Annotated in this window: 29 protein-coding genes and 1 pseudogene; 9 read left to right on the top strand and 21 right to left on the bottom strand. The window is 43.5% G+C overall.

Annotated elements, in window-relative coordinates; genetic code table 11:
* Positions 1–48: 48 nt before the first annotated feature.
* The 3 genes from RS881_RS18965 to RS881_RS62580 form a co-directional block, all read right to left on the bottom strand.
* Positions 49–1,020 (bottom strand): MTBMA_p00010-related P-loop-containing protein, encoded by a 972-nt coding sequence (locus RS881_RS18965; RefSeq protein WP_527250430.1) that lies wholly within the window; start codon positions 1,018–1,020, stop codon positions 49–51.
* Positions 1,021–1,087: 67 nt separating this feature from the next.
* Entirely contained in the window at positions 1,088–2,077 is a 990-nt protein-coding gene (locus RS881_RS18960; RefSeq protein ID WP_315822497.1) for a toprim domain-containing protein, read from the bottom strand.
* 48 nt (positions 2,078–2,125) lie between these two features.
* On the bottom strand, positions 2,126–2,569 hold the full coding sequence (locus RS881_RS62580) for a hypothetical protein (RefSeq protein ID WP_527250429.1): 444 nt from the start codon (positions 2,567–2,569) through the stop codon (positions 2,126–2,128).
* Between the two features lie 281 nt (positions 2,570–2,850).
* Here RS881_RS62580 and RS881_RS18945 point away from each other — a divergent pair, with 281 nt between their 5' ends.
* Entirely contained in the window at positions 2,851–3,207 is a 357-nt protein-coding gene (locus RS881_RS18945) for a helix-turn-helix domain-containing protein (protein WP_315822494.1), read from the top strand.
* A 351-nt stretch (positions 3,208–3,558) separates the two neighbouring features.
* Entirely contained in the window at positions 3,559–4,155 is a 597-nt protein-coding gene (locus RS881_RS18940) for a hypothetical protein (protein ID WP_315822493.1), read from the top strand.
* 244 nt (positions 4,156–4,399) lie between these two features.
* Here RS881_RS18940 and RS881_RS18935 read toward each other — a convergent pair whose 3' ends face one another.
* From RS881_RS18935 to RS881_RS61660, 12 genes are all read right to left on the bottom strand, one after another.
* Entirely contained in the window at positions 4,400–5,908 is a 1,509-nt protein-coding gene (locus RS881_RS18935; RefSeq protein ID WP_315822492.1) for an RHS repeat domain-containing protein, read from the bottom strand.
* Entirely contained in the window at positions 5,905–6,288 is a 384-nt protein-coding gene (locus RS881_RS18930) for a hypothetical protein (RefSeq protein ID WP_315822491.1), read from the bottom strand. Before RS881_RS18930 ends, RS881_RS18935 begins: the two co-directional genes overlap by 4 nt.
* A gap of 8 nt (positions 6,289–6,296) precedes the next feature.
* Positions 6,297–7,781, bottom strand: coding sequence for a hypothetical protein (locus tag RS881_RS18925; RefSeq protein WP_315822490.1), 1,485 nt, complete (start codon positions 7,779–7,781; stop codon positions 6,297–6,299).
* Positions 7,782–8,049: 268 nt separating this feature from the next.
* The gene (locus tag RS881_RS18920) at positions 8,050–8,625 is read right to left on the bottom strand and encodes a DUF6443 domain-containing protein (protein WP_315822489.1); all 576 of its coding nucleotides are present in this window, start codon (positions 8,623–8,625) and stop codon (positions 8,050–8,052) included.
* 281 nt (positions 8,626–8,906) lie between these two features.
* Entirely contained in the window at positions 8,907–9,047 is a 141-nt protein-coding gene (locus tag RS881_RS18915; RefSeq protein ID WP_315822488.1) for a hypothetical protein, read from the bottom strand.
* 5 nt (positions 9,048–9,052) lie between these two features.
* Positions 9,053–9,493 carry a hypothetical protein gene (locus tag RS881_RS18910; protein ID WP_315822487.1) on the bottom strand — a complete coding sequence of 147 codons (441 nt, stop codon included), beginning with the start codon at positions 9,491–9,493 and terminating at the stop codon, positions 9,053–9,055.
* A complete protein-coding gene (locus RS881_RS18905) occupies positions 9,444–11,021 on the bottom strand; it encodes a hypothetical protein (protein ID WP_315822486.1) in 1,578 nt (525 codons plus the stop codon). The genes RS881_RS18910 and RS881_RS18905 overlap by 50 nt, the downstream gene beginning before the upstream one ends.
* 594 nt (positions 11,022–11,615) lie before the next feature.
* Entirely contained in the window at positions 11,616–12,653 is a 1,038-nt protein-coding gene (locus RS881_RS18900; protein WP_315822485.1) for a hypothetical protein, read from the bottom strand.
* 168 nt (positions 12,654–12,821) lie between these two features.
* Positions 12,822–13,541, bottom strand: a complete 720-nt coding sequence (locus tag RS881_RS18895; protein ID WP_315822484.1) for a hypothetical protein — start codon at positions 13,539–13,541, stop codon at positions 12,822–12,824.
* The gene (locus RS881_RS18890) at positions 13,535–14,176 is read right to left on the bottom strand and encodes a hypothetical protein (RefSeq protein ID WP_315822483.1); all 642 of its coding nucleotides are present in this window, start codon (positions 14,174–14,176) and stop codon (positions 13,535–13,537) included. The genes RS881_RS18895 and RS881_RS18890 overlap by 7 nt, the downstream gene beginning before the upstream one ends.
* Before the next feature lie 509 nt (positions 14,177–14,685).
* Complete coding sequence (gene dnaK / locus RS881_RS18885; RefSeq protein WP_425476362.1) at positions 14,686–16,290, bottom strand: molecular chaperone DnaK; 1,605 nt, start codon at positions 16,288–16,290, stop codon at positions 14,686–14,688.
* 8 nt (positions 16,291–16,298) lie between these two features.
* Positions 16,299–16,607, bottom strand: a complete 309-nt coding sequence (locus tag RS881_RS61660; protein WP_425476361.1) for an Hsp70 family protein — start codon at positions 16,605–16,607, stop codon at positions 16,299–16,301.
* Positions 16,608–16,962: 355 nt separating this feature from the next.
* Between RS881_RS61660 and RS881_RS18880 the strand changes: the two genes are divergently transcribed.
* A complete protein-coding gene (locus tag RS881_RS18880; protein WP_315822482.1) occupies positions 16,963–17,619 on the top strand; it encodes a YdeI/OmpD-associated family protein in 657 nt (218 codons plus the stop codon).
* Between the two features lie 8 nt (positions 17,620–17,627).
* Here RS881_RS18880 and RS881_RS18875 read toward each other — a convergent pair whose 3' ends face one another.
* Both RS881_RS18875 and RS881_RS18870 read right to left on the bottom strand, forming a co-directional pair.
* On the bottom strand, positions 17,628–18,029 hold the full coding sequence (locus RS881_RS18875) for a helix-turn-helix transcriptional regulator (RefSeq protein WP_315822481.1): 402 nt from the start codon (positions 18,027–18,029) through the stop codon (positions 17,628–17,630).
* Positions 18,030–18,121: 92 nt separating this feature from the next.
* Complete coding sequence (locus tag RS881_RS18870) at positions 18,122–18,385, bottom strand: hypothetical protein (protein WP_315822480.1); 264 nt, start codon at positions 18,383–18,385, stop codon at positions 18,122–18,124.
* 412 nt (positions 18,386–18,797) lie between these two features.
* Here RS881_RS18870 and RS881_RS18865 point away from each other — a divergent pair, with 412 nt between their 5' ends.
* Entirely contained in the window at positions 18,798–19,247 is a 450-nt protein-coding gene (locus RS881_RS18865; protein ID WP_315822479.1) for a VOC family protein, read from the top strand.
* A 6-nt stretch (positions 19,248–19,253) separates the two neighbouring features.
* On the opposite strand, the gene RS881_RS18860 is transcribed toward RS881_RS18865, so the two are convergent.
* The 4 genes from RS881_RS18860 to RS881_RS18845 form a co-directional block, all read right to left on the bottom strand.
* Positions 19,254–19,433 carry a GtrA family protein gene (locus RS881_RS18860; protein WP_315822478.1) on the bottom strand — a complete coding sequence of 60 codons (180 nt, stop codon included), beginning with the start codon at positions 19,431–19,433 and terminating at the stop codon, positions 19,254–19,256.
* Positions 19,434–19,441: 8 nt separating this feature from the next.
* Positions 19,442–19,684, bottom strand: a complete 243-nt coding sequence (locus RS881_RS18855) for a hypothetical protein (RefSeq protein WP_315822477.1) — start codon at positions 19,682–19,684, stop codon at positions 19,442–19,444.
* A gap of 505 nt (positions 19,685–20,189) precedes the next feature.
* Entirely contained in the window at positions 20,190–20,393 is a 204-nt protein-coding gene (locus RS881_RS18850) for a tyrosine-type recombinase/integrase (RefSeq protein WP_315822476.1), read from the bottom strand.
* Positions 20,394–20,522: 129 nt separating this feature from the next.
* Positions 20,523–21,260 (bottom strand): tyrosine-type recombinase/integrase, encoded by a 738-nt coding sequence (locus RS881_RS18845; protein WP_315822475.1) that lies wholly within the window; start codon positions 21,258–21,260, stop codon positions 20,523–20,525.
* Positions 21,261–21,516: 256 nt separating this feature from the next.
* Between RS881_RS18845 and RS881_RS59640 the strand changes: the two genes are divergently transcribed.
* The 5 genes and pseudogenes from RS881_RS59640 to RS881_RS18825 all read left to right on the top strand — a co-directional run bounded on the left by RS881_RS59640 (position 21,517) and on the right by RS881_RS18825 (position 25,700).
* Positions 21,517–21,894 carry a 2OG-Fe(II) oxygenase gene (locus RS881_RS59640; RefSeq protein ID WP_350340226.1) on the top strand — a complete coding sequence of 126 codons (378 nt, stop codon included), beginning with the start codon at positions 21,517–21,519 and terminating at the stop codon, positions 21,892–21,894.
* A gap of 404 nt (positions 21,895–22,298) precedes the next feature.
* Entirely contained in the window at positions 22,299–22,691 is a 393-nt protein-coding gene (locus tag RS881_RS18840) for a hypothetical protein (RefSeq protein WP_315822474.1), read from the top strand.
* A 344-nt stretch (positions 22,692–23,035) separates the two neighbouring features.
* Entirely contained in the window at positions 23,036–23,611 is a 576-nt protein-coding gene (locus tag RS881_RS18835) for a hypothetical protein (RefSeq protein ID WP_315822473.1), read from the top strand.
* Positions 23,599–24,048, top strand: a complete 450-nt coding sequence (locus tag RS881_RS18830; RefSeq protein WP_315822472.1) for an ankyrin repeat domain-containing protein — start codon at positions 23,599–23,601, stop codon at positions 24,046–24,048. The genes RS881_RS18835 and RS881_RS18830 overlap by 13 nt, the downstream gene beginning before the upstream one ends.
* Positions 24,049–24,351: 303 nt before the next feature.
* Positions 24,352–25,700, top strand: a pseudogene (locus RS881_RS18825) (ISNCY family transposase).
* Positions 25,701–25,992 lie beyond the last annotated feature (292 nt).

Below are 25,992 nucleotides of genomic sequence, written 5' to 3'. Positions count from 1 at the left end.
CTGAACTACTACTTTTGATCGTGGTAAGGATGGCCTGCAGGTGCTGGTCTATGGAGCTTTTGAGCTGCTCGTATTCCTGCAGGTTGGTAATGGTGTATTCATAGCTGTTGCGGTAGCGGTTGCCATTGCCTTTGATGTAACCATAGCGCACCAGTTCAGACAGGTAGCGTTTGAGGTTACCGGGATTGATGCGCAGGCGCTCCCGGATGTCCTGGCATTAAAGCTGGCTTCGCCGCTTTGCTGCTGCTGCCGTTTTAGTTGTTCTAAAAACTCCCTCGTTGCCTTCGTTAGTTCATCACTCTTTGAGAACAGCACATCTTTGAGCAGGTTAAACGCTGCTTCTATGTCTTCCACTGTTGTAGTGATGTACAACTGACCGTTGGCATCTTTCTTAACGGCTCTTTGATACTGATGGTAAAACGTCACTGCTTCAATGAAGCCTAACAGCAAGGTCATGGTGCGGCGGGGCTTAAAAACTTGTTCCGGGAGCTGGATGTATTTGGCATAGGGATTAATGATCTGGATGGGACGTAAGACCCGCTGCATGTTTTTAAAGAGTTCCTTGTATTGGCTTTCTCTTTCCCTGTTTACTTCTCCTGCGGCCAGCTTTGTCTGGTACTCGTTGATGCGCCTGTCCTGGTCTTTGGTCATGTCGGTATACAATAACAGGCAGCGGTTGGCATTGTCCTCATAGATCTTTTCCTTCGTGGTGCAGCCGCTCACGCATACCGGGCCTTCTACCGTCAGGGTGATCGTTTTTAAGTTGCCTTTACTGTCCTTTAACGTTACCGTCTTGCTGATCTTTCGTTTGGTCTGTAACTCACGCAGTGGATAGAATACGGTCATAGCGCCGTCCAGGTCCTCGATCAATATCAGTTTGTTTTGCAGTTCATGCTGTTTAAAGTAGTACAGGGCGTTTTCGGTGATCTGCGTGATCTCGATTTTGTCTTCCTGGGGTATAAGGTCACTGATGCGCTCCTGCAGCCAGGTCTTGCCGCTGCCGCTGCTGCCCAGGAACATGATGTGCAACGGTACGGCTTGTTTGCGGGTGCAGTAGACCAGGTAAGCAATGAGGCTGTTGGTGGTCTCACCGACGATGCCACTTTGCTGTATCAGTCTGGCTGGTACGTTGCAGCAAGTTTGGTTTCTGCAGCTCGCTGATCGCCGCCTGCCGCTGTACGGGAGATAATTCAGGGAGTTGTTCCTGTTTTGGTTGCAGGGATTCGATACGCTGCAGGCGGTAGCTCTCCAATGCTGTGATGAGTTGTATAAATGCCTGCGTGGTGGCTTGCGTGGGGGTTTCAAAAGTCTCGGTTACACTCATGATGGTCTGCTCGCGCTGCACCTGGTTGTACAGGTCTATGCTATACCATTGCGGATTGTGCAGCTTTTCTTTGTGCAGGATTTTAAGGGTGACCTTCATCCGGTCAAGGCCGGTGACCTTGATGCCGCCTAAGATTTCAATGTACAACTCGCCATTGTCATAAATGAGCAGTTCCGGGTTGACTGTGTTGAACTTGCTTTGTGGTGATGAAGGTCGCGGGATGGTTTCAGCAGCAACCTTTTTGCTTTCATCCCGGCTAACATGCGGGACAGGATTTGAAAAAGAAAGGTCTGTCCGCTGTTCGATTAAGTCAATCAGCAGTTTTGCATTATGTCCCTGCAGTAAACTGTTTACGTCCTCACCTGCAGGTAATGATACTTTACTTATGTTGACTGCAGGTAAAAGCTGTTTTAAAGTAACGGTATGCTTGGCTGTAGCCGCGTCTCCGGGCTCATCGGCATTCAGCATGAAGATGATCTCTTCCAACTGCGGCAGGGCTGTAATGGCTTTGATATGTTCTTCCGTTAAGCCATTTGTTCCATACAATGCTAATATTTCATAGTGGCTGATTATAGCCGCTTGTTGTAACAGGCTCACGGCATCTATGATGCTTTCCGTCAGTATGAGCCTTGTAGTGCCTGGTTTAGGGTAGTGCGGGTACAACCCTTCACGGCTTGCTAAATAAAAATGCCGTTGCGCCCGTCCTGAGCTTGTCGAAGGGTCGTTGGTAATGCTCCTGCCGTACAGGCTCACGATGTTGCCTGCCGCATCCTTCAGCGGGAACAGGATACAGTCTTTGCCCTACACGTTGTAACCGCCTGCGGGGCGGGGTTTCAGCAGGCCATACTGTACCATGCTTTGCACCAGGTGCTGGTGTTTGCTTTCTGCATGCAGCCCGCCGCTGTTAAAAGCTGTTTCGGTTAGCTTATAGTTGATCGACCGGCTTTGCAGGTAGTCCACCGCTTTCCTGGACCGGTACAGGCCGCTTTTATAATAGTAGAAGACTTCCGTAAGCAGGGCTGTTTTATCCAGGCTGTTTTGCAGTGGTTGGCTTTGCGCTATAAACAGTTTAGCGGCTGGCGCCGGCGCAGCGGCAACTCCGTTGCCGCCCGCAAGGGCGGCGGCTTTTATTAATGCTTCGTGTTTGGTGCAGTGCTCTTTGAGCTGGATAAACTGGATTACATCTCCGGTGCCGGCCGTACAGTTGCTGCTGAAGCAGCAAAAGGTATTGGTGGCGGGATAGATCTGCAGGGAGGGTGTTTTGTCATTATGGAAGGGGCAGTGCAGCCGCTGGTGTTTGTCCGGCTGCAGACCGTAATGCTGTAAGACCTTACTGATAGTGAGCTGCTACTTGATGTCCGGTAGCTCCATTGTGGATAATTTAACGGGTTGTCATTTCGGGCACAAAAGTATCCTTAAATGACACTTTTCCAAAACAGACAAATCCTAAATTATCCACATAGTGGCACCTTGTCCTTTATAATTAGCGCCGCATAGGATACTTTTGTGTGGATAAATACTCAAAAATGAAAGAGAAGTTGGCGGACAGGATAGTTCTTTTACGCAAACAGGCGGGGTTCACCCAGGTGGAACTGGCCGATAAAATAGGGGTTTCCAAATCGCAGTACATACGCTATGAGACCAAAGATGTGCAGCCGCCGGCCAATATTATGAACAAACTGGCCGATATGCTCGGCACTTCTGTTGATTACCTGATCAGCGGGGATAAAACAGAGAAGGCTAAAGCATCACTGAAAAACTCTGAACTGATACAACGCTTTAAAGAGGTAGACGCCCTGCCCGAAGAAGAACAGGGCGTGCTGATAAAAATTATCTCCGCTTATGTGAGAGACTACAAGGCTAAACAGGCCTATGCTTCCTAAAATTATGAAGCCACCAGTACAAGCGGCTTCATAATTTTTAATCAGGCACAAGATGCTTTCTCACAAACCCGCCCCTCAATCTTGCGCCAGTTTCGGGGCCTTCCATTATTTTATCGAAACGGACCTACCCTGTATCTTTGCATAAGCTGAAAGACCCAGAGTCCAATCACAAGATTCTATTTCTCAGTATCTGCCATTCATTCTTGTACCATTGCAGAGGTCAGGTTCAAGGTTGATAGGCCTAAAATATTAACAGTAAGGCTTATATTTGTTACCTATGTTTGGATTCTTCAAAAAAATACATATGTATGCCCCGTTGCGGAGGATGTAAGGCTATGGATAGAGAATACTATGATTTGGCTTATTACCCAATTTGGAGAAGAAAAGATACAAACTGGAAAGATGCTATGGCCCATTCCCGACCACTTCCCGGTTTTGCTTGATGGCAGTGAAAAAATGGCTACAGGCATACTTGATATTGTGGCAAAGCAGATGGATGCTAATCCAGACGTTATCCAATTAGAATTTTACAATGAGCAGTTACTGGAGTTTAAGGGAGCAATGGGTAATACGATTTATGGACAACAGTATGAAAACGATCAATATTCCACCGGCCTTTATGGTGGCAAACATGAAAATAAGTATTTAATAGCTATTGAAATTGGCCAGTTAAAAGCAGTGGATAAAGTAGTCGCTACCCTTGCTCATGAAATTGCACATATAAAAATACTGGGAGAGAAACGTTTGAATGAGAATGATGAATTCCTTACAGATTTAGTAACTGTGTTTTTGGATTGGGTGTTTTTAATGCCAACGCATCGTTTCAATTTTATGCCAACAGTGAAAAATGGGGATATAGTAAGCAGGGTTACCTTACGCAGCAAGAATGGGGTTACGCATTGGCTTTATATGCTTACATCAGGAATGAAAAGAAACCTGATTGGATAAAGTTCCTTGCCCCCAATATCCAATCAGATTTTAAAAAAGTGAATCTTATATTAATCACAATACAGATAAAGTATTGGTATGATCCAACATATTATCCACGGAAGGTTGGAAATCCATCCCTGCCTAATCCACGGCTAAAGAAAAGTATCCACAGCAAGTAAAGAATTGCAGCTAAAAATAACATGATCCGAACCCATCTCGGTATGCCTATATCCTTTTTTTCTTCATGTATTGTAGTTTAAGCTTAAAAGTTACTGTTTGAACTAATAGAGGGCCTGATTTCCCTACGTGATTCTACCAACTTAAAGTCATTTTCTTTTTTTGTCCCATTCAAAATTTGATCTCGTGGTGAAGGTCCTAATAACGAAATAGCTGCTTTCGTGCCTGCAATGGTTTTTTGAGTCTTCGATATCCAGCCTTGCCATTCTTCGGCAGAAGCACCTGTGCCTGGTTGGGCTGGAAGTTTATTCTGATTAAGTATGGCCTGTACTTTGCTTTCATAAGCTCCTTGCAACTCATTAAACTGTTGCTCCGCGTTCTTATTTTTCCAAGTAATATCAACCTGTACGCCATTTGTCGCAATACTAAACCCGGTTACAGTTTGATCGGTATTTACCTGTACTTTTTCAATCTGTCCTTTCAGATCATCAATAGCATCAATCATCTTTGTGCCAAGGTTTCCGAGAGTATTTCCCCTTGTCACAAAAGGCCCTGTATGTTGATTGCCTGTACCTGGTTCAAAATCTTCATAGATACTAGCCGGCCTAGGTGCACGCCCAGCTTCCTGATTAGGAATATAAGTACCTGATGTCCTGTACAATGAAGCTCTTGGAACATAACTATTTACCTGCCGGTACAACCTAACATTGTTAGTATATTTAATACGTGGTACTGCATATCTTACTCCACCGCAACATCCACTTGGCTCCATACCATCCTCATCAACCAATTTTATGGGATTGTCAAGAACATAGTTATAAGGCGACCAATCTGTCATTTTTTCACTCATCTGATCCACCACATGCCACCTTCCAATCTGTGCATCATACATCCTGGCGCCATAATCGTACCATTCCAACCCACTGCCATCACTGAACTCTTTCTCCTGTTTTTCTTTACCGTTGTATTCGTACTTATTATCCAGTATACCGATGGCTTTGGAACTGATGCCTGCCATGGTGAGCCCAAACGGATAGTAATGGGTTTCCTCAATGATAGGACCAGTTATATGCTGTACGCTCAGGTTATCAAAGAACACATCCCAGTTCTGGGTCTCATTGCTGACGTAAATATACAGAAAACCATTTTGGGTCATGGGGATGGTGGCATTCCCTATGGGTTTTACTGCATTGGGGTCGCTGACGGGAAGGGCGCCACTGCTGGCTTCTACATATTTGAGTTGCTCATCCAGCAAAATCCAGTTGAGGTAGGCCTTGGGTTTGCTGTTGCCAGCCTGGGAAGGCTGGTTAACATTCTGAAAATTGGTTACGGCACTTGCCAGGGGGCCAGGATTTCCGCTGAGCTGGGACAAGGTACCCTTGCCCTGGCCTGCTACACCTACAATGCCGCCCGCTAATGAAGACAGGATGGTGGGCACCATATTCGCACCATCATTGTAACTACCCCCACTGCGGTAAAAATGGCTTACACCAATACCAACTGTATCGCCACTCATAACCTTGAGCACAATAGCCGGGCCGATTTTATTACCGCTGGCATTGACCTTGGCTACAAGGTCATTGGGATTGGTCACAGGTTTAGGATCGGCTGGGTAACCGCCCGGTACGCTGTTCTTGGCAACAGCGGTTTGAGCGATATTAGCAAAAAGTTGCTCTTCCTTGGAACGGTAAGCATTTTCCATGGAAGCCAGGTACTGGGCAGTATCTTTTGTTCGGTAAGTACCATGCGCACATTGCCCAGGTGGTCTTTGAGGAAGTAATCGTACTGGAATTGATATGCGCTGTCGCCATTGACGAACCTTCTTTTTACATAGCGCAAACGGCCCTCCTCCTGGCCTATATACTGCAGGGTATCGTTTTCATATATAATTCCATCCAGGTACAGGGTTGTTTTATCTGGCTTCCCGGTTTCCCGTATGATCTTCTTTAATTTAACTCCCAGGTTATCATACACATATTCTATTACTCCTTGTTCTTCACCCTGATCTTCACGGGTAAGTTCAGGTGATTGTATTCAATAGCCTCCAGGCTGGGATCGTAAATGTCCTTATTCAGGTCTTTTTTAAGGTTACCATTCAGATCATACTGATAATCTGTAGCATTTTCATTTTTAGTTCCTCCCAGGGCAGTCATGTATGTTGACGAACTACGGAAATCACCCAGTTTGGTTTCAGTGTCATTGGTCTTGTCCCATACGTTTTTCAGGCGATTGCTATAACCCTGTTTATGATAGGCATAAAACAAATTGTCGATAGTATTACTTCCCCCTGGCTTCCATCCCTTCTGATCCATACGCAGGATATTGCCATTGGCATCATAACTTAGGTTGCTGACGGTAAAATCAAGACCGTCACTTTTATCCCAGCCCTGACCATTTTGCTGATTGAAATCGGCGCCTGTAAGCCGGTTGGCTGCGTCGTAGGTAAAATCATACTTGCGCGGCATTCCGTCGCCTCGTGACTTCCACAAAGTACCAGTGATATTACCACTGAACTGGGTATTCCAGAACCAGGTGTAATAGCCTTTGCTATTGCTGGTTTTATCATAGGCCAGTTCATAAGCAAACCAGTGATTGAGTTGGGAGGGTGTTTCCAGATAAGAACGATTCATGCCCAATGACCAGCCCCGGATATTGTAATCATATTCCAGGGTTTCAAGAGGTGTTCGCCCAACCCCGCCTGCGGGTGCCAAGGCTTTCTTTTTCAGTTGCCCCAGGGCATCATATTCATTGGCGGCAATAACCTGTTCCGGCTTGCTGCGGGATTGATTGTTGATGGTGGTGTTGACTGTCTTTTGGGTAGTGAGCAGGCGGCCCAGCTCATCATACTCCATTCTGGTAACAAGGGTATGTGTCTGCGGATTGGTCCCTTGTTTATCCTGATAGTAAACGACTATAAGGGGCTGACCGTTAAAATTATATTGGGTAGTAGTAATATCCCTGGCCCCGGTGATATTAAAGCTTTTGGTTTGAACTACCCGCCCCTTTTGGTCATAGATATAAGTAGTAACCGGGCCATTGGTTACGTTGGTTTGCCATATACCTGTTTTGAGTCCCCGGGTATTGACAGACCGGGTTACAGGTTCTGCATAGGGATATGCTGTAGTACTGGGATTAAGCAAATAGCTGTCAAAACGATTGTCTATATCGCCCCATGAAGACCCATGCCATCCGGTCCAGTCATAATCATCATAAAAGGTAACGGTAAGCAGGTTACTGAGTGTAGCCAAAGGAAAGGAATTATTCAGGCTATACCTTTCAACTATTCCAGGATTGTAGGTTTCATACCTGCCCATGTTTTGTGTGGTCAGGTAGTTCTGCATATTGGATTGGGTGGTATGGGTGGGATCGGTATAGAAACCAGTTACAACCGGCCGGTTCAACTGATCATACTTGGTGAATAACCATTTGTTGGCAATCCTTTGATTGGCATCCTGGACAAGGACCAATCTGTCCCATTTGTCGTACACCATCCATACTTCACCGGCGCCGGGTACTTTTTCATGATCATGCGGCGGCGAGTATCGTACTCATAACGAAAGGACAGTTCATTTAGGATAACGCTGCTATTCCAGGTGGTATTCCAGTTGTTTAATTTCAGTAATTCAACACCCCTCGGCTGTACAACGAGTCGGAGGTTATTAAAATCATCATACAGGTAATAGGTACAAAGCCAGCCGTCATAATCGCTGCCGCTGCCATTATCGGCAGTGGCAGTTAATTGTACCTTTTGAGGATGACCTGGCCTTCCTTGTCTTTGAATTCAATGACCTGTTTGTCTTGTTCATCGACAGAAATGGTCTTATAGAGTTGGCCGGCTGTGTATACGCCAGTCACTGTGTAGGTGCCCCAGCTGTTGGTAACATCATCTACTCTCCATTGCTTCACATCATCGGAAGGGGTATTGAAGTAGTATTTTGTTTTGATGGAATGCCGGTTGGCTTCACTGGCCTGGGGATTGGTACCAACCCAGCTGACGCCGGGTGCAAAGGTCTCCTGTACCCGGTTGAGGGGAGAAGCTTCAAAGGTGGTCTGACCATAGGCCCAGTTGAGGTTGTTTGGTCCCACATTGGTTTCTCCGGATTGACCGGTCAGTTGATTATTGTAAAACTGTGCCTGTTGCTGAAAGGGATTGGCTTTAAAGAGACCATCATTAATAGAGGGATTGCTACCGGCATTGTTGGCGCCGAAGGGCAGGTACTTGTATTGTTCGCGGCCAAACTCATCGTATACTACTGCGCTCACCATGTCCACCGGACTGTTGCCAGTGGTGAGGGAACCTTGTTTGACCACGGTTTGCAGGGGGCGGCCCAGGCCATCGAAGTAAGCCGTGGTTTGTTGAACGTCGCGCAGGGGCGGGTAACCAGAGTAGTAGGGTTTTGCTCTGGCGCTTTGGCATCCCAGGTTCGTACAAAGTTAACTTTAGTACTGCTGCTATAGGGATTCTTTAGCGGGACAGGGGTTTGTGCCTGGACCAGGGTTTGCAGGTACAGGAAAACCAATAGCAGGCACGAGCTGAGTTTATACTGACAGTTAGTTATATACTTATTCATGATTGTGAGGATAGGGAAGGGTTATTGGTTTTGGTTTTTCTGGTACTGATAATCGATGGTCTTAAGCACGTTTTTGTATTCATCGCGGATGATCTTCAATCGGCCGAAGGCATCAAACTCGTAGTAAGTAATGCGGTTATTGGCATCGCATTGAGAGGTCATACCTATCAGGGGTTCATAAGTATAGGTGGACATTTGAGCGCCTTGGGGAATAACCTAACCTCATCCATATTGGCAGAAGCTATTTCAATAGCAGACACGTTGATCAAATTCCAGGTGAATAATTGCCAGATACCCCTGGTAATACCCGGTATACCCGACTGGCCATTGACAGTTGCAAAACCTCCGGTATTGACCCAAAGTGTAACGGTATAATTACCCGATGGTACAGTTTTCCGTATAGTTCCTGAAAAGGATTTAGTACCACTGAAACTTTTAGTGGCGTCAATGGTTGAGCCGGGGTTTATTTCCCAACCTCCCAGTCCATCCGATTCGAAAGAGGTGTAGGCCATACTGCCCATCGAACTACCCACTACCTGGGCGATTGGTAGTTGCCCACTATAATCCCAGATATAAGATGTATTTATATCGCCCTCTTTTTGAAACACTGAGGATGTTACCTTTATCATCATATCCATAATAACGGACCCGTATTTCAGATGAATTATTCAACTGCTTGGTCTCAGCCGTTTCCGAAGCAATAATACCATTACCCCAATCTTTATAATTGATCTTATAAGATTGCAAAAATGTACTATTCTTAAGAGAAGATTGTTCGATAACAGGCGAAATCATATTCTTTTGAACCATTGACGAATAAGGGACAATGGCAGAAAAGTCACTCGGGTATTTAAATTCTGTAGTTAATATATCGCCATTACTCTTGTATGCTGTCTTTTTCTTCAATAAGTCTTTCGCGTTATACAGATATTCAGTTATTGTAGATAATGATCCAGCTACAGAGTATAATTTTTCTACCGATTGTGTAAGTAATATGGATTGGGACCTTAAAGCTGGATAGATCATGTTGGTTACGCCATAGATCATGGGCAGACCAAGGAAACAGGTGCCAATAATCTGTCCAGAACTGTTCTCATGACCAGGCCCACCTGGGCCTACTATCAACCGATCGGCCCAAACAATTCCATTTGTCCCATTTCCCGTTCCTGAATAACTGTTCTCCACCTGTTTCAGTACACTAAACTGACTCGTCTCCGGTTGGAACAAATAATCTACTGATTTCACCAGTTTCCCATTCGCATTATCCTGAAAATTCTTAAGCCCGGCCGGCTTATAATCAAAGTAGATATCAAGATGTAATTGATCATTAGGTAATCCCAGTCCTGGCATTTGGACACCCGGGAAAAGAAAGTATCCAGGAAACAATTCTGTGCTGGAATAGGTATACCATTTATACTTTGTTGCCCTGTAGGGCTTGTTATAGTAAACATCCAGATGCTTGATATTATTTTGCTCTGTCACAACACTGTCGTATCCTATATTTCCACTTACACTTGCTTCAGACTGCAAAGCCACTTTTTGTTTATCAATTTCAAACTGTGTGGTAAAATAAACCGGCCTGTCCATTAGTTTTCCGGCAGAATAAGTTTCCATTAATCCATTCTGATTGCTGTCGGCCTGAAATTCATAGCGATAATTAACCGATGAGCTAATTTCGTTCCCAAAAGCGTAATTTGAAACATTCTTTACTCTTAATCCTCCTGCATATTTATACCTGATCCCATCTCCTGTCAGTTTACCATACTTATACCATGATCCGGTTACAGTATAAGTAAGGCAGCTTTTATCTACCGTATTGCCTCCTAGTTTTACTTCAATACTATAATTACCAGGGGCAAGTTTTTGAAGTGGAAAATCTACAGCATAAATATTACCACCTTCATTAATTAATCCACCAAACGCATTAAAGGATACTTCATGAAGTACTGCTCCTGATGCATTCTTGAGTCTGATAAATGTAAGTGTGGTGCTTGGAGAGGAAGCCATGCTTTGTACCCTGGCTTTAAACTTCATATTGATCAAAGCAGTCGACTCTCCAGGCAATACATCAATTACACCAACACTAAAATTGAAGGTTTGCGAATAATTTGCCGGCATATAGGATACTCCCGTCAACGAAACAAAATCCTGGTTGGCTGCGTTAAAATTGTACAGTTCTGCATTTTGATCAAGCTCAAAAGATTTCTCGGGATCGTAGGTATTTTGCTCATAAGTAAACTGTGTAGTACCCCTGTTGGATAGACAATCTTTTTAAGTATGAAAGCCTGGCTAAAGTTGGGGGCTACCTCCCGGTTAGCACCTGATCGGGAGGTATAATACTTAAGAGGAGACTCGAGGTATTCTACATTCTGATCGGTAATCCCTTGTTCAAAATTGGGAGTACAGGTATACACAGGTGGCAATGAACGCCTTATCATCCCAGGATATGCCCATGAAAGCCCTGGTATTAGATTGTCTCCATTGGCAGCATTGTTAAAATATCCCCAGTGATCTCTGGAAGTGCTGTTTTTAAGGGCAATAGTGTTTCGTCGTATTCGAATAAATGTGAAAGTACTGTTGAGCCATCACCAGATTGTTCCTGAAGTTGTGTTAATTTTAATCGTTTCTTTATCCAATTGCTGTCTAATTGTGCGTTACCCCACAAGGAAGTACCTAAATCTATCGTATTGCCCGTTGATGCATTCGCGGTGAAATAATCCTGAATGAGGTTTATTCTTTTATGATTGTCCCTTTCGTATTTACCACTGTGACAGAGGTGAGTCTTTTATCTCCCTGCACATCTACTCTGTTATCATAATTAAAAGAAACAGAGCCTCCTGAAAAGTCAATACTGCTCAGTAATAGATTATTATACTTGTTGTGGGGCTGGGTATTTCTTACAATGTTTCTATGTGATCCACCAATATCCAACACATAATCAGAAGGTGAGTTCAAAGTGACAGTATACCCTGAATTATTGGTTAAATAATTAAAGGTTACTATTGTATTGTTGTTTGTCTGTACTTTGGTTAAATACCAGGCAGTTATACGATTGGGGACCGTTAGCGGGCCTGCTGTTTCACTATATTCGAATTGGTCAAAATAATAGTTGGTACCATCACTGCCAGTTGCTATAATCTGACAGCTTTGACTTAGACCGCTAAAGGGCGGTACAATAGTACTAATTAGAAATTTCACTTTCATATTTGAAGATGGGTCTTCAAATACAGCTGAGGTATCCTGCTTTCTTATTACGAATTTTCCGGAGTTACCCAAAAAATTACAATAGAAAACATCCGGCTCAAAATCGGCCCATACATACGGATTAGTTGGATCGAGAGTAGAGCCACCCAATTTCCGTGATATATCATAGGTATTTCCTCCAAAAGGTAGAGACAGTGATGTTATCATGCTTTTTGTAGGTGCCCCGATCAGATCAAATGAATTGGGCGCTAATGCCTTACTTGTTAAATCATCCAACCCCATCACATTCCTGCTTATTGTTCCGCCAGCCTCCAAAGACCACCCTAATCCGATCCTAGAAGATTCTTCCCCCACTTTGATACCAGCCGCATGATATGCTATACTTATAGGTATTGAAATATCTTTTAGATTAATAGTGTACAAAGGGATGTTTATATTAGGAACACCCGTGTAGGTACCCACCTTGTAATCACCATACTTTTGGATAGCCGCTACACTGGGTGAGGGGCCGATCACCTTCGGTAAATCAACACCCGTTGCTTGACTAAATCCAACAAGACCCAAAAGAAAACATTGAAAAAGAATAACACACAAAATCTTCTGATCATAAAATCTATTGAGAATTAAAAACTATATCCAACACGAAATTTAATAGCCTGGGCCTTAGGCAGCTGCTGATAGCTCAAAAATCCCACATCAATTGGACCTTTGTTTTCTTAAAGGTTTTACTCTTTAAGGAAATGATCTTACTGATGCCCACCAGTCCACTCTGCTGCCATTCTTCAGCCCGTTTCTGTTCCTGAGGCGTGAGTGTTTGTGTATTCGACAGGGGCTGGTAATTGTATTCAAATCCACCAGAGGCAAAAAGCTGCCCTTGAGTTTTACGTCGAGAAAAGAACGCAGACCGGCCCCCTGGCTGCTAATGGCAATATGGCGGATATCCTTACCCCACCCTACTTTGTAACTGCCGCCAATACCAATAATACTTTTATCGCTGAGCTTATAGCCCACGGAAAGCCCCAAATCGGAAGTGGTAGGGAAGAAATTGCTGGATTTCTGGGTTTGCAGGTTGGTGCCATATTCCAGGCGCTTCCAGAATGATTTAGTTTTTTGGTTATTGGGCTTAAAATCGGGCATATCCATATCCGCACCATCAGCACCCAATTTATTGATCTTGTCTTTCAAGGCATTGAGCTGTGCCTGGGCAGCCTGCAGGTTTTGTTGCAGAAGTTGTTGAGCATTAGGACCGGCAGCAGACAATTGATTTTGCATCAACTGCTGTACCTGGCTGCGGGTTTGTAATCCTGCCAGGCTTTGATTGCTGCCATAGCCGGCAGGTACGGCAAACAGCCCTGCCAACTCAGAATGCTGCTGCATAAAACTTTGAAAGGCGGGCAGTTTATTGAGCAGGGACAATGTTTTGGTGAGGAGTTTATCAGGATCATTCAGCATGTCCTTGTATTCCTGTAGTTGTTGGGAATAATAAAAGAGTTCTTTGTTAAAATCCTGGTAACCCCTGGTAGTCCCTTGGGCAGTGTAGTATACCGGCTCAGGGTGGCTTTGATCTGTTCTTTGCGTTCCCTGATAAAGGCTTTGATCTGTTCGCTTTGCTGTAGTTTACCCTGGAGTTGTTGCACCTGCTGAAGAGAGCCTGTTACTTTCTTCGCTTCTTCAGAATTAAGCAGACCACTGCTTTGCTGCAGGAAAGAAAGGGAGGTTTTGAGGGAATCCACATAGGGCATGTATTGTCCGCCGCTGCGGCCGGTGATGGCCGTTGGATCCTTTAACTGTGCTTGTAGCCGGGCATATTTTTCGGCTGAACCATCAAAGAGTTGTTTGGCGGCCGTGGAGTCGGTCTTCATTAATTTCCGCCGGAGTTTTTCCTCCTTCCTGGCCAGGCGCTGCAGGTACTTTTCCGTTTGCCGGGTTAGTTGGGCTTCGAGCTTATCCGTCTTCCTTTGAATACGTTCGTTAAACCGTACGGGGAGGCTAAGCCAGTGGCTTACACTTGACTGAGAGTCCTGTGCAACTAAGATGCACGGACATGCAAAATGCAATAAAAGTATAAGCAGCCATTGGCTTCTCATTCGGCGAATAGTAATTCAGAGGTTAAGCAAATGCAGGAAGGACAAAGCTTTTGTAGCGTTGCGCTATCCTGTTACGGTTTACCGGGCGCGAAATAAGTACGATTTCTTTAAACCACCAATTAAAAATTAACACCTTTTTTATAATCCCCGAACGGGTGATGTCAAATTAAAATCAGCATCAGTATTACATCTCCTGATTCTTAAAAGCCACACTATAGCTTTTGGTGGAATTTCCTCGCTTTAAGGAAATCTTTAATTGTCCCATGTTTTTTGACTTTGTAGTCAACTTTTTTAGGACCAGACAACCAATAAAAAGGGGGTGTATCAGAAGTACGATACACCCTCTTTTTATCCGGGTCCCTGTCGGAGACTTGAGGCCGTTTAAGCGATTCTCAAGCCCTAATTTTATTTTTGATACTTCTTCTCTATATTTAATCACTGATCATTCTATAAATCCTAGCTTATGTGTATTAAATCCGTGCAATCCTTCTAATCCTCAAATCAGTGATTTATTTTACTTCTTCATACTCGGCATCGGTCACATTTTCGCTGCTGCCGCCAGCGTTGGGTTGACCACCGCCGTTAGCACCTTGCTGACCACCATCAGCGCCAGGTTGTGCACCTGCTGCTGCCTGTGCCTTATAGATCTCTTCAGAAGCGGCAGTCCAGGCATTGTTCATTTCTGCTACTGCTGTATCAATGGCCGCTATATCCTGTGATTTGTGTGCATCTTTCAGCTTATTCAAAGCTGTTTCGATAGGCCCTTTCTTATCAGCAGGGATCTTTTCGCCAAACTCTTTCAGTTGCTTTTCGGTTTGGAAGATGAGGCTGTCTGCCTGGTTCACCTTTTCTACTTTTTCACGGGCTTCCTTGTCGGTAGCTTCATTGGCACGGGCTTCGGCTTTCATCTTTTCTACCTCTTCCTTGCTTAAACCACTACCTGCTTCGATGCGGATCTTTTGTTCTTTACCGGTGCCCTTATCTTTCGCAGTCACGTGCAGGATACCATTGGCATCGATATCGAAGATCACTTCGATCTGCGGTACACCACGGGGAGCTGGCGGGATATCCGCAAGGTTGAATTTACCCAGGCTCTTGTTCTGATTGGCCATCGGACGCTCACCTTGCAGTACATGGATCTCCACACCGGGCTGGTTATCGCTGGCGGTGGAGAAAGTTTCAGATTTCTTCGTCGGGATTGTGGTATTGGAATCGATGAGGCGCGTCATTACACCACCCATGGTTTCAATACCCAGGGAAAGCGGTGTTACGTCGAGCAACAATACATCCTTTACTTCACCTGTCAATACTGCACCCTGGATAGCGGCACCTACTGCCACTACTTCATCAGGATTTACTCCTTTGTTGGGCTTCTTACCGAAGAACTTCTCAACGATCTCCTGTACTTTGGGGATACGTGTAGAACCACCCACGAGGATCACTTCGTCGATTTGAGAAGTATTTAAACCGGCATCCTTCAGGGCTTGCTCGCAAGGTTTCAGGCAACGCTCAAACAGTTTATCGGCCAACTGCTCAAATTTAGCACGTGACAGCTTCTTCACGAGGTGTTTGGGAACACCGTCCACTGCCGTGATATAAGGCAGGTTGATCTCTGTTTCGCTGGAAGAAGACAATTCCACTTTTGCTTTTTCAGCAGCTTCTTTCAAACGTTGTAAAGCCATAGGGTCTTTACGCAGGTCGATGTTCTCATCTTTCTTGAATTCCTCTGCCAACCAGTCCATGATCACTTTATCGAAGTCGTCACCGCCCAGGTGGGTATCCCCATTGGTTGATTTTACTTCAAAAACGCCATCACCCAGTTCCAGAACGGAAATATCGAATGTACCACCACCCAGGTCAAAAACAGCGATCTTTTGATCGTGCCTGCCTTTATCCAGGCCATAAGCCAGGGCAGCAGCGGTGGGCTCATTCACAATACGGCGTACGTTGAGACCGGCAATTTCACCGGCTTCTTTGGTAGCCTGACGTTGAGCGTCATTAAAATAAGCAGGAACGGTAATTACCGCATCTGTTACATCCTGACCGAGGTAATCTTCGGCTGTTTTCTTCATTTTCTGCAGCACCATTGCCGAAATTTCCTGCGGCGTATACAAACGACCATCTATGTCAATACGTACGGTATTATTGTCACCTTTACCACTTTATAACTCCAGTGGCTGATCTCTTCGGTCACTTCGTCGTATCGACGACCCATAAAACGCTTTACGCTGGTAATAGTATTTTGGGGATTGGTAATGGCTTGACGTTTTGCCGGATCACCCACTTTACGCTCTCCATTTTTCAGGAAAGCCACTACAGACGGGGTTGTACGGCGACCTTCGTCATTGGCTATCACCACGGGTTCATTACCTTCCATAACCGACACGCAGCTATTGGTAGTACCCAGGTCAATTCCTATTATCTTTCCCATATTTGTGTTGAATTTAATGTTCACTTATGGTTATCAATGATTATGCCGTGGCTGTCAGAAGTGAAAAAATGTCAGGTGGCCGATGGCCAGGCTGCCTGGTATCTTAGAAAGTGATTGATTTGCAGACCAGTGCAAGTGTTTTCCTCCCTATCCGGGGCTTAGAATCCAACATATCTAATTGATTATCAATCAATACAAGTACCAAAGTTATATAACACATGTGTGAACCATGTGGCTAACCAGTAGGGTTTATTGGAGAATACCGCTGCCTGACATATAGATAGTAGCGGGATGATGCCAGGTTGGTAGGTGGTTGCCTGACATCCTTTCTGTAACTTCCGCTAAAATAAAAGAAATGGCTGCCACCCTTGCCATCAAACTAAAGATCAAAGAAGGCTATACGCTCCTTACTCTCCACGCTCCCAGCAATTTTGAGGCAACTTTGTCACCCTTACCCGACAAGGTAACCATCACTGAAAACGGGAAAACTTATCAGCAGATCCATTGGTTCGTACTCAACCGGGCGCAAATGGAAAAAGACCTGCCCAAGGTGCTCAGGTTATTAAAAGAAGGGGTAATCTGTTGGACGTATTATCCCAAAAGCAGTTCTGGTATTCAAACTGACCTCGCGCGCGACAAGGGCTGGGGAAAACTGCTTACCATCGACATTCAGTGGCTTACGCTGATTTCTTATAGTGACACCTGGTCGTCTTTTGCCTTCCGGCTCAAAAATGAAGCCGATGTGATAAAGGCCGCAAAACCCAAAGAAGAGCGGCTTATCTTTCAATATGCCGATCCCAAAACAAAGACCATTCGGCTACCTAATGACCTGGCCAAAGCGTTGACCAAAAACAAACAAGCCGCCAAAGCATTTGAAGCGCTGCCCTACAGTCATCGACGGGAATATATAGAATGGATCATCACGGCTAAGAAAGCGGAAACAAGAACGAAAAGAATTGAGGGAATGCTGGAAAAATTGCTGAAGGGATGGAAGAATCCGGCTAATAACTAATGATACTGCTATAGCATAAGCAGGCAAGTTGTATGGCGATGGCCTTGATATCGGGCAAAGAGCAGGTCACTTTGCCAGTTGATAGCCTTCAATAAAACAATGTGGAATAAAGGTCCTGGGCTGTACCCGGGCCTTTTGTTTTTCATCAACTGCATATTGCGGTAATGCTGCGGTCCGATACCTACCTCTTTTTTAAAGAGTACGCTGAATGAGCTGATGCTTTCAAAGCCTACTTCATTGCAAACTTCTGTTACGCCTTTATTTTGGGCCAATAATTCCTGGGCTTTGTCCAGCCTTTTGCGGGTAAGGTATTGATGGGGTGTTTTACGGTAGATGCGGCTGAATAAACGATGAAAATGGAAACGTGAAAAACAAGCCTTGCAGGATATCCTCCAGGTTAATGGGTTCATGGTAATTCAGATCCATGAATAACTTGGCAGCCACTATCCGTTCGTATATGTCGGGCGTGAGTTCCATTGGCCATTTTCTTATTTCAAATATACTACAATAAATCGGCGTTCCTGAATAGTCCGAAAGTCGGGAAAGTCCGGAAGTCGGGAAGACGGGAAAGTCCGAAAGTCAGTAAAGTCTGAAAGTCGGTAAGCAATACAGCATCGCTGTCTTTTCTTCCGGCGTTCCTGAATAGTCCGAAAGTCGGGAAAGTCCGAAAGTCGGTAAGCAATATAGCATCGCTGTCTTTTTCTTCCGGCGTTCCTGAATAGTCCGAAAGTCGGGAAAGTCCGGAAGTCGGGAAGCAATACAGCATCGCTGTCTTTTTCTTCCGGAGTTCCTGAATAGTCCGAAAGTCGGGAAAGTCCGGAAGTCGGTAAGCAATACAGCATCGCTGCCTTTTTCTTCCGGCGTTCCTGAATAGTCCGAAAGTCGGGAAAGTCCGGAAGTCGGGAAGACGGGAAAGTCCGAAAGTCAGTAAGCAATACAGCATCGCTGCCTTTTTCTTTCGGCATTCCTGAATAGTCCGAAAGTCGGGAAAGTCCGGAAGTCGGTAAGCAATATACTAATCACGGTCTTGCTTCCGGTCTTCCCGACTTCCCGACTTCCGACTTCCCGTCTTTTCCGACTTCTCAGCACAAAAGCAAGATCCAATAAGTGGTTTCCTCGCCCATTCAATAGCTTTGGTTACTCAAATAACAACTTATATGATTACCAAAATGTCGCACATGTCCATATTTGTCCTGGATCAGGACAAGGCATATGATTTTTATGTCAATAAGCTGGGGTTCAAAGTACATACTGATGTAACGATGCAGGGAGGAGATACGGGTTGTGATGATGAAGGCGGATTAAAGCAGGAAGATGGAAGTCCGGCTCCTTTTCGCTGGCTTACTCTCAATGCCCCCGATCAACCGGACCTGGAGATCATCCTGATGCCACTGGCAGGCTTTGACGAGGAATCTACCAAGGCCATCAAACTCTTACTAGACCGTGGACTGATGGGCGCCGGCGCATTCTATACCCCGGACTGCCGGGCTACTTATGAGGAACTAAAAGCGAAAGGGGTAGAATTCAAATCAGCACCCAAGGAACAGTTCTACGGCATTGAATGTATTATTACGGATGGTGTGGGCAATTGGTTCAGTATGACAGAGCCCTTGCCACAACAGGGATAGCCATGATTATTTATGATCAGTAGCAGGTGCCGAAGGATCATCTTCGGCATTTTCTATTTTAAAGGTAAAGTTCTTTTGGGTGAGGTAACTGAAGGAAACGACAATGATGGTGGTAAGGGCTTTGGCAATGGTGGGAAAGATCCCGAATTTGTCTACAAACAGTGTGATGAAAACATAGTTGAGCACTATACAAATCACCACCAATAAAAATACCGGAATAGCTGTACACGTCCCTGGAGGGTAGAACCCGGGAACACAATATTCCTGTTGAGGAAATAACCGGTGGGAAAACTGATGGCAAAAGCGATGAGGAAGGCTGCGATTTTGGCGCTGATGGTAACAAAGGGCAATGGAGGTCCTGCCCTTTCAGGACAAAATGGAAACTTACCCAGTATAAGAATATATCCAGCAGGGTATTTCCCCGCCACAGGCCGCATACCGGAAAGTTTGCGGGGTCATGTATTTACGGAAGGGCGGGTAAAAGAAGTCGATTATAGCAATGATTGCGTCCTTGAACATCAGTATTTTCTTGCGCTGCAAAAGTAATTCAATTCACTGTTCCTTCCATACCGTTTTATGTTGATAGTGGTAATATCTTCGCATCATTCGGCGCACATATAATAAAATCCCATAAACCGTAGTACTATAACGATTTACGTAGTTCTACTTTGACGGCGATCAATAAAAAGTATACTTGACAATTAATCAGTTAAAAAGCACATATTTGATACTGAACTTGTTGTTTAACCCTAAATCTGCAAAAAGCTGTTCTGAATAAGAGCAGCTTTTTGAATTATACCCGCTGATTGGAAACGCTGATTACACGGATTGGAAACGCAGATTTTGCGGATCATAAATGCCGGCCTCGCAGGTCCTTTAGCCCGGTAGACCATGCAGCCTTGTGCTAAAAATTGGCATCCCTCTTTCTTCCTAAAACTGTGTTTACAAAATCCTGTCAAGCGGGCATTTGATCTTGCCCTTTTCTGCATTGCTTACATGAGTATAAAGCAAGGTCGTCTTACTATCGTTGTGTCCTAATAATTCCTTTATCAGGCTTATATCTGTGCCATACTCCAGCAGGTGGGTAGCATAGCTGTGACGCAATCCGTGGATGCCTATTTTTTTATTGGCCTTCGCCTTTTTCATAGCATTTTAAAAACCTGCTGTGGGCTTCGAATACTATATGCCCCACCATACTGTCCTTCAAAAGATACTCAACCGGTTTATTTTCCCGGTAATAGGCGCTCAATGCTTCCAACACCGGGACGGGTAGATTTACATAACGGTCTTTTTACCTTTTGCGCCTGCTATCAGCACCTGCATAGCCTGACTATCTATATCTCTTATGCGAATGTTTACAATCTCGCTAACACGCAGCCCCATTCCGTAGCAGAGCCTCAGCATCAGATTATGTCTGGGGTGTACTGTATGTTCCAGTATTTTCGTTATCTCCTTTTCGCTAACCAGCCTGGGTAGCAAAGAAGGCTTCTTAGGTCGGGGGATATCTGTACAGAATTTTTCCCTTCCCAATACTTGTTCAAAGTAAAACTTAACAGCATTAAGGTGGGAATGCCATGTATTTTCAGACAACTTTACTTCGTGGACACAATATAAAAAACAGCTACGGAGGCGCTGTGGGGAAAGCTCATCTACAGGATAGCTTTTAAGTATGTACAGTAGTTGTGCAAATTCTATCGTGTATGTTTTTATCGTACTATGGCTATACATTTTCAGTTCAAGCGTTTCACGGAGCTTTATGAAAGCCGGCTGATTTACAGGATGGACCTGAAGAATGGTTTCTTTACGGGCAGGAACAGGTTCCATTCCAAACATCTTTCTGTAAGCATTTGTATCATAAACATACCAGCATTGCTTAGATTGGCTCCAGGCGGAAGCGGTAAGCGCTCTGACCTCGCTGATCAGCGCTTTATCATAATCAAACCTTATCCAGATCACATCCTTTTCCTTGTGTGTGCCTGGCTCAAATGAAATCTTGCTGATATTTTTAACCATCGTAAGCCATTTGCAATAATGGTAATACAAAATGCGCAAGCGCAATTTGCTGCATAACCTATTGATGTTATATAAAATAAGTGATAATGAATGAATGAATGAATTTGCAGAATAATTTAACTTGAGTATATTTGAGAGTTTGGCTGCCATTTTAAACGACCATTATGCAATTGTACAGTTTGACAAATAACATATTTACAATTGACAACTTTTGGACAAAACAAGAGTGTGAAGATTTTATTTCAAAAGTGAACTAATTGGTTATGAGCCAGCAACAATTGACACAGAAAAAGGACAAATTGTAGTAGAAACAGTTCGTAATAATAATCGTGTTGTTTACAAAGACACAATTTTAGCAGACAAACTTTGGCAAAAACTCAACCCATTTGCACCTGCACAAATTGGCAACAGCAAAGCAGTCGGACTCAACGAACTATTTCGGTTTTATAAATATCAAATAGGGCAAGAATTTAAAAGACACAGAGACCAAAGTTTTATTCGTAACGACATAGAGGCAAGTTATTTTACTTTCATGATTTACCTTAACGATAATTATGAAGGTGGTGAGACAACTTTTACCAATTTGACTATTCAACCGAAACAAGGTACAGCACTTATATTTTTCACGACCTAGAACACGAAGGCAGTTCAGTGAGACAAGTCATAAAATATGTTTTGCGAACAGATATAATGTTTAGACTTAATCCAGAAGATTAATAATTTTTCATTGTCATTTGTGGACGAAAAAAAGGGTAGCCAATATTGGGTTTTATGCAAGTTGGGCCTGACATCGTAGCATCAGCAAATTACAAATCCAGGCTGTATCAGGCTGGACGAATAAATCTCAACATTAGTTCTTAAATTCAACTTTATATTTTCAATCAGCAGCGGTTACCGGCAGACGGAATGCTAATACCCAACCTGCATAAATCCCTGCTCGTTATGGGCAATTAATTGACAATGGCAATCTTTAAGGAAATAACCGATAATAATGAACTATACCTGTACATGAACGGTAATATCATATACAAACGTTGGTTGGACACTGAACAATCAAAAGTGTTTGATATTATGGCTTATGACAAGTATACTTTAGCAAGCATCAGAGATTTGGAATACGAAAATCCCGGAGAACTTATTTCAATAAAGGCCAAGCTGACTGTGAAGAAGACCGAAGACGGTGGCAGACAGAACGGATTTGTTAGTGGATACAGACCGAATCATGTCTTTGAGTACAACAAAGATCAACTCTTACAAACATATATTGGTGACATTATTTTCGAGGGGCAATCCACAATCGAACCCGGTGAGACAAAAGACGTAACTGTTCGGTTTTTAGTTAATCAACCAATTGAAAAATATCTTGACAAGGGTAGAACATGGTGGATTCATGAGGGAGAAAGGATTGTTGGAGAAGCTGTCATTATATAACTACCCAAAACAAAAGTATTGCCAAAAGCGGGGCAGACGGAAGATCAATCAGCTGCAAATCAATTCTGTACTGCATCTGGGCTTGACGGAATACTGTTCAACACGACTTGTTAACTTATACTTTTATTACTTTATTCGGCTGTAGTTCCGGGCTGGACAGGCAATGAATATCCCGCCTTCGGCAATACCCGGTCGTTGGCAGTAAGTTTAGAGTGACTTCGTAACAAACAACATAACATGTCTTTTTAAAAAAACTTTTCGGCACGAATAAAAAACAAGAACCTAAGAGTTCGGAAGACGATTTACCTTGGATAGAAGCATCAGAAAATCCTTGGGGCTTAAGATTGCTTGATTTACGACCAATAAGTCAGGCAATGCTTTCAACTTCCCAAGACCCTCAAATGGCAACAAACGCCATTTCCTATGGAGCAGAAGACGGTACATTTTTCTGGGGACAGAAGCCAAACAGTAACAGAACAATCTCATCAAATATTGTATTGCCCATTGACGGCGTTCTAGCACCAGGAGTGTTATTTACACCTAATACAATGGAGCATAAATGGGCTATCTATTTCGACGGGGAATTTTTGATTTTCATTCGTAGCTGGTTAAGACAGGTTTTTGTAATTGCTAAAACTTCACAACAAAACGACCATTTGTTTATTGAGAACATAATTGGTGAATTTACTGAAGGGGAAACGAATGAGTTCTCAAATTCCTTTTTAAATTTTCTATTAATCAGTCATTCAATCGGACAAATTGTTCCTGCCCCTTTGTTAAAAGAATTTGAGACAAATACAAGAAATGCAGTACTTTGGGCATTTTCAAGTTATGGGAACATGGCACATATAGGAACATTCGACGAAACATTCATAGCACCGGCAACAGAAAAATGCGTTCGCATTCTTTGTTGCATATAGCAGTTGCAAAGTCTAACATAAATGAAATTGAGAACCAAGTAAAAAATGGAATAAATGTAAATTCCTTAGCAGGTGATGGGTTAGCTACTTTGCATTGGTCAATAGCAACGGAAAGCATCGAGCCAATGCAAAAACTTTTAGAACTAGGCGCAGACCCAAATGTAAAAACTACGCAAGGTGCGACCCCTATTATGAATGCTGTGGAGTCTAACAAAATAGAGCATTTAAAGACACTTTTGAAATCAGGTGCTTTTGTGAATGCAAAAGATAATAGAGGATTCACGGCTTTGCATAGAGCTGCTGAGATGGGTCATCTAGAATTGTTGAAATTGCTACTAATGAATGGGGCGGACAAAGATATTGAAGCAGAAGGTCACACTGCTTTGACGTTAGCTAAAGCAAGAGAAAACAAACAAATAGCCGAACTATTAAATTGAAATAAAACCTACGCCCAACATTGCATTGGCAATATGGCGGGGCGACGAATATATTCTCAACTTTTGGTTCGCTATTCGGCTTCGATTACCAGCAGACAAATAAAGCCAAGCAACAGAATAAACAATCTGCTTTTATATCTTTAATTAGCAGCGGCACCTGGCAGACGGTACACAGAATACCGCCACATCGCCAATGCTTTACCGTTGTGCGCTATTAGTTAGAGTCTGTCCATAAAGTCATAAAATTTTGATTAGTAATTAGTTGGGTTGATCTTTGAAAAGATATTTTTGCAATTTTGTGTCATGCGCATGAAATTATTTGAACCCTTGCAATTGAAGTTTCAGCAAGCTGACTGGGCCAACAATCCGGAATTTGGATTGATGGATACCATCCTTGATCATCACCCGAGGTTGTTGAATTATGTGGCAGAAGATATTACGGAAGGCAACAAACGCAGTGATTTTGGCAGACAAGACGTTCCCAGTGTAGAACAGATCGTGAGGGCGGCAATTTATAAAGAGTTGAAGCAATTGGATTACCGGGAGTTGGAATACCATCAGGGTGATTCCCGTATTTGCGCCCGGTTTGTAAAAATTGATGATCTGCGTCCATACAGTTTCCAGGTGTACCACAAATACATCTCACGAATCAAAGCAGAAAATCTGGAACGGTTGCTGGTAGAACTAAACAAGATAGCCATTCACGAAGGGCTGGAAGACATCAATCAATTGCGCCAGGACAGTACGGTAGTAGAAACTAATATTCACTACCCTACAAACAATTCCCTGGTGTGGGATTGTATTAAAGATAGTCACCGGTTGCTGGAGCAGTTGCAGGAAGAAGCGAGCCAGCTTGAATGGCAGGATTATCGCAAACGAGCCAAGCGGTTATTTTTAAGATTAATAATACACGAAGCGCAGACAAGCGGGCAGACCTATTCAAAAGCAATTGAATATTTTCACCAATAGCATTAACCAGGTAGCCAATGCAGTAAAAAAAAAAGTCAAGCTTTAGTTTTAGAGGAATGTGCATCGAACTATCCCTGGAACAATTGCTGCCCGTAATGGAGCATGTATATAGTATTGCTGAGCGTAAAGAGCTTATGGGCTTGAAAGTACCGAATGAAGAGAAAATATTTTCAATCTATGAGCAGCATACAGATATCATTGTTAAAGGTCAGCGGGAAGCTGCATTTGGTCATAAGATCAATCTGGTGACAGGTAAAAGCAATCTGATTGTAAGCTGCGAAGTGTTAAGGGGCAACCCATCAGATAAATCGCTGTACGCGGGAACCATTGATAAAATTAAGAAGACATATGGGGTCGTTCCCCGTGATATTGTAACCGATGGTGGCTACGCTTCTAAAGATAACCTGAAGTATGCAGAGAAAAAGGGTATTGTGAATATTGTATTCAATAAGATAGTAGGCAGTCTTCAAAATAAAGTAAGCAGTAAGAACCGGGCAACCAGATTAAAGAAATGGAGAAGCGGCATAGAAGCCAATATCTCCAACATAAAAAGAGGGTTTGGATTGTTCCGTTGTAATTGGAAAGGATTTGAACATTTTGAGGCCAAAGTAATGTGGAGCGTTATTGGGTATAACATACGGGTAATGACGGCGGCCATGCTGTCTTTACTAAAAACAGCCTGATACCGCCTACTTATAAAGCAGTACAGGGAAAGGCATGTCCTGGAGTAAAAGAAAATGGTAAAAACGCTTATCATGCCTCAAAAAAATGATAAACCCTGAAAATACCTGAAAAAGTCATTTAAAATAATATCCATAATGTCTACATTATTTATAGACTGTTTGGTTAGACAATAGAAATTGAGACTTTATGGACAGACACTAGTTAGACACTCACTGCTATTTGTGGAAAGGCTTATTGTTTGAATCTTATGTAAAAACAAATGCGACTAAAGCATATTTTAGTTCTGACAAT

Origin of the sequence: Paraflavitalea speifideaquila, assembly GCF_032395985.1 — a bacterium.
GTDB lineage: Bacteria > Bacteroidota > Bacteroidia > Chitinophagales > Chitinophagaceae > Paraflavitalea > Paraflavitalea speifideaquila.
This window is presented reverse-complemented; position numbering and strand designations above follow the sequence as displayed.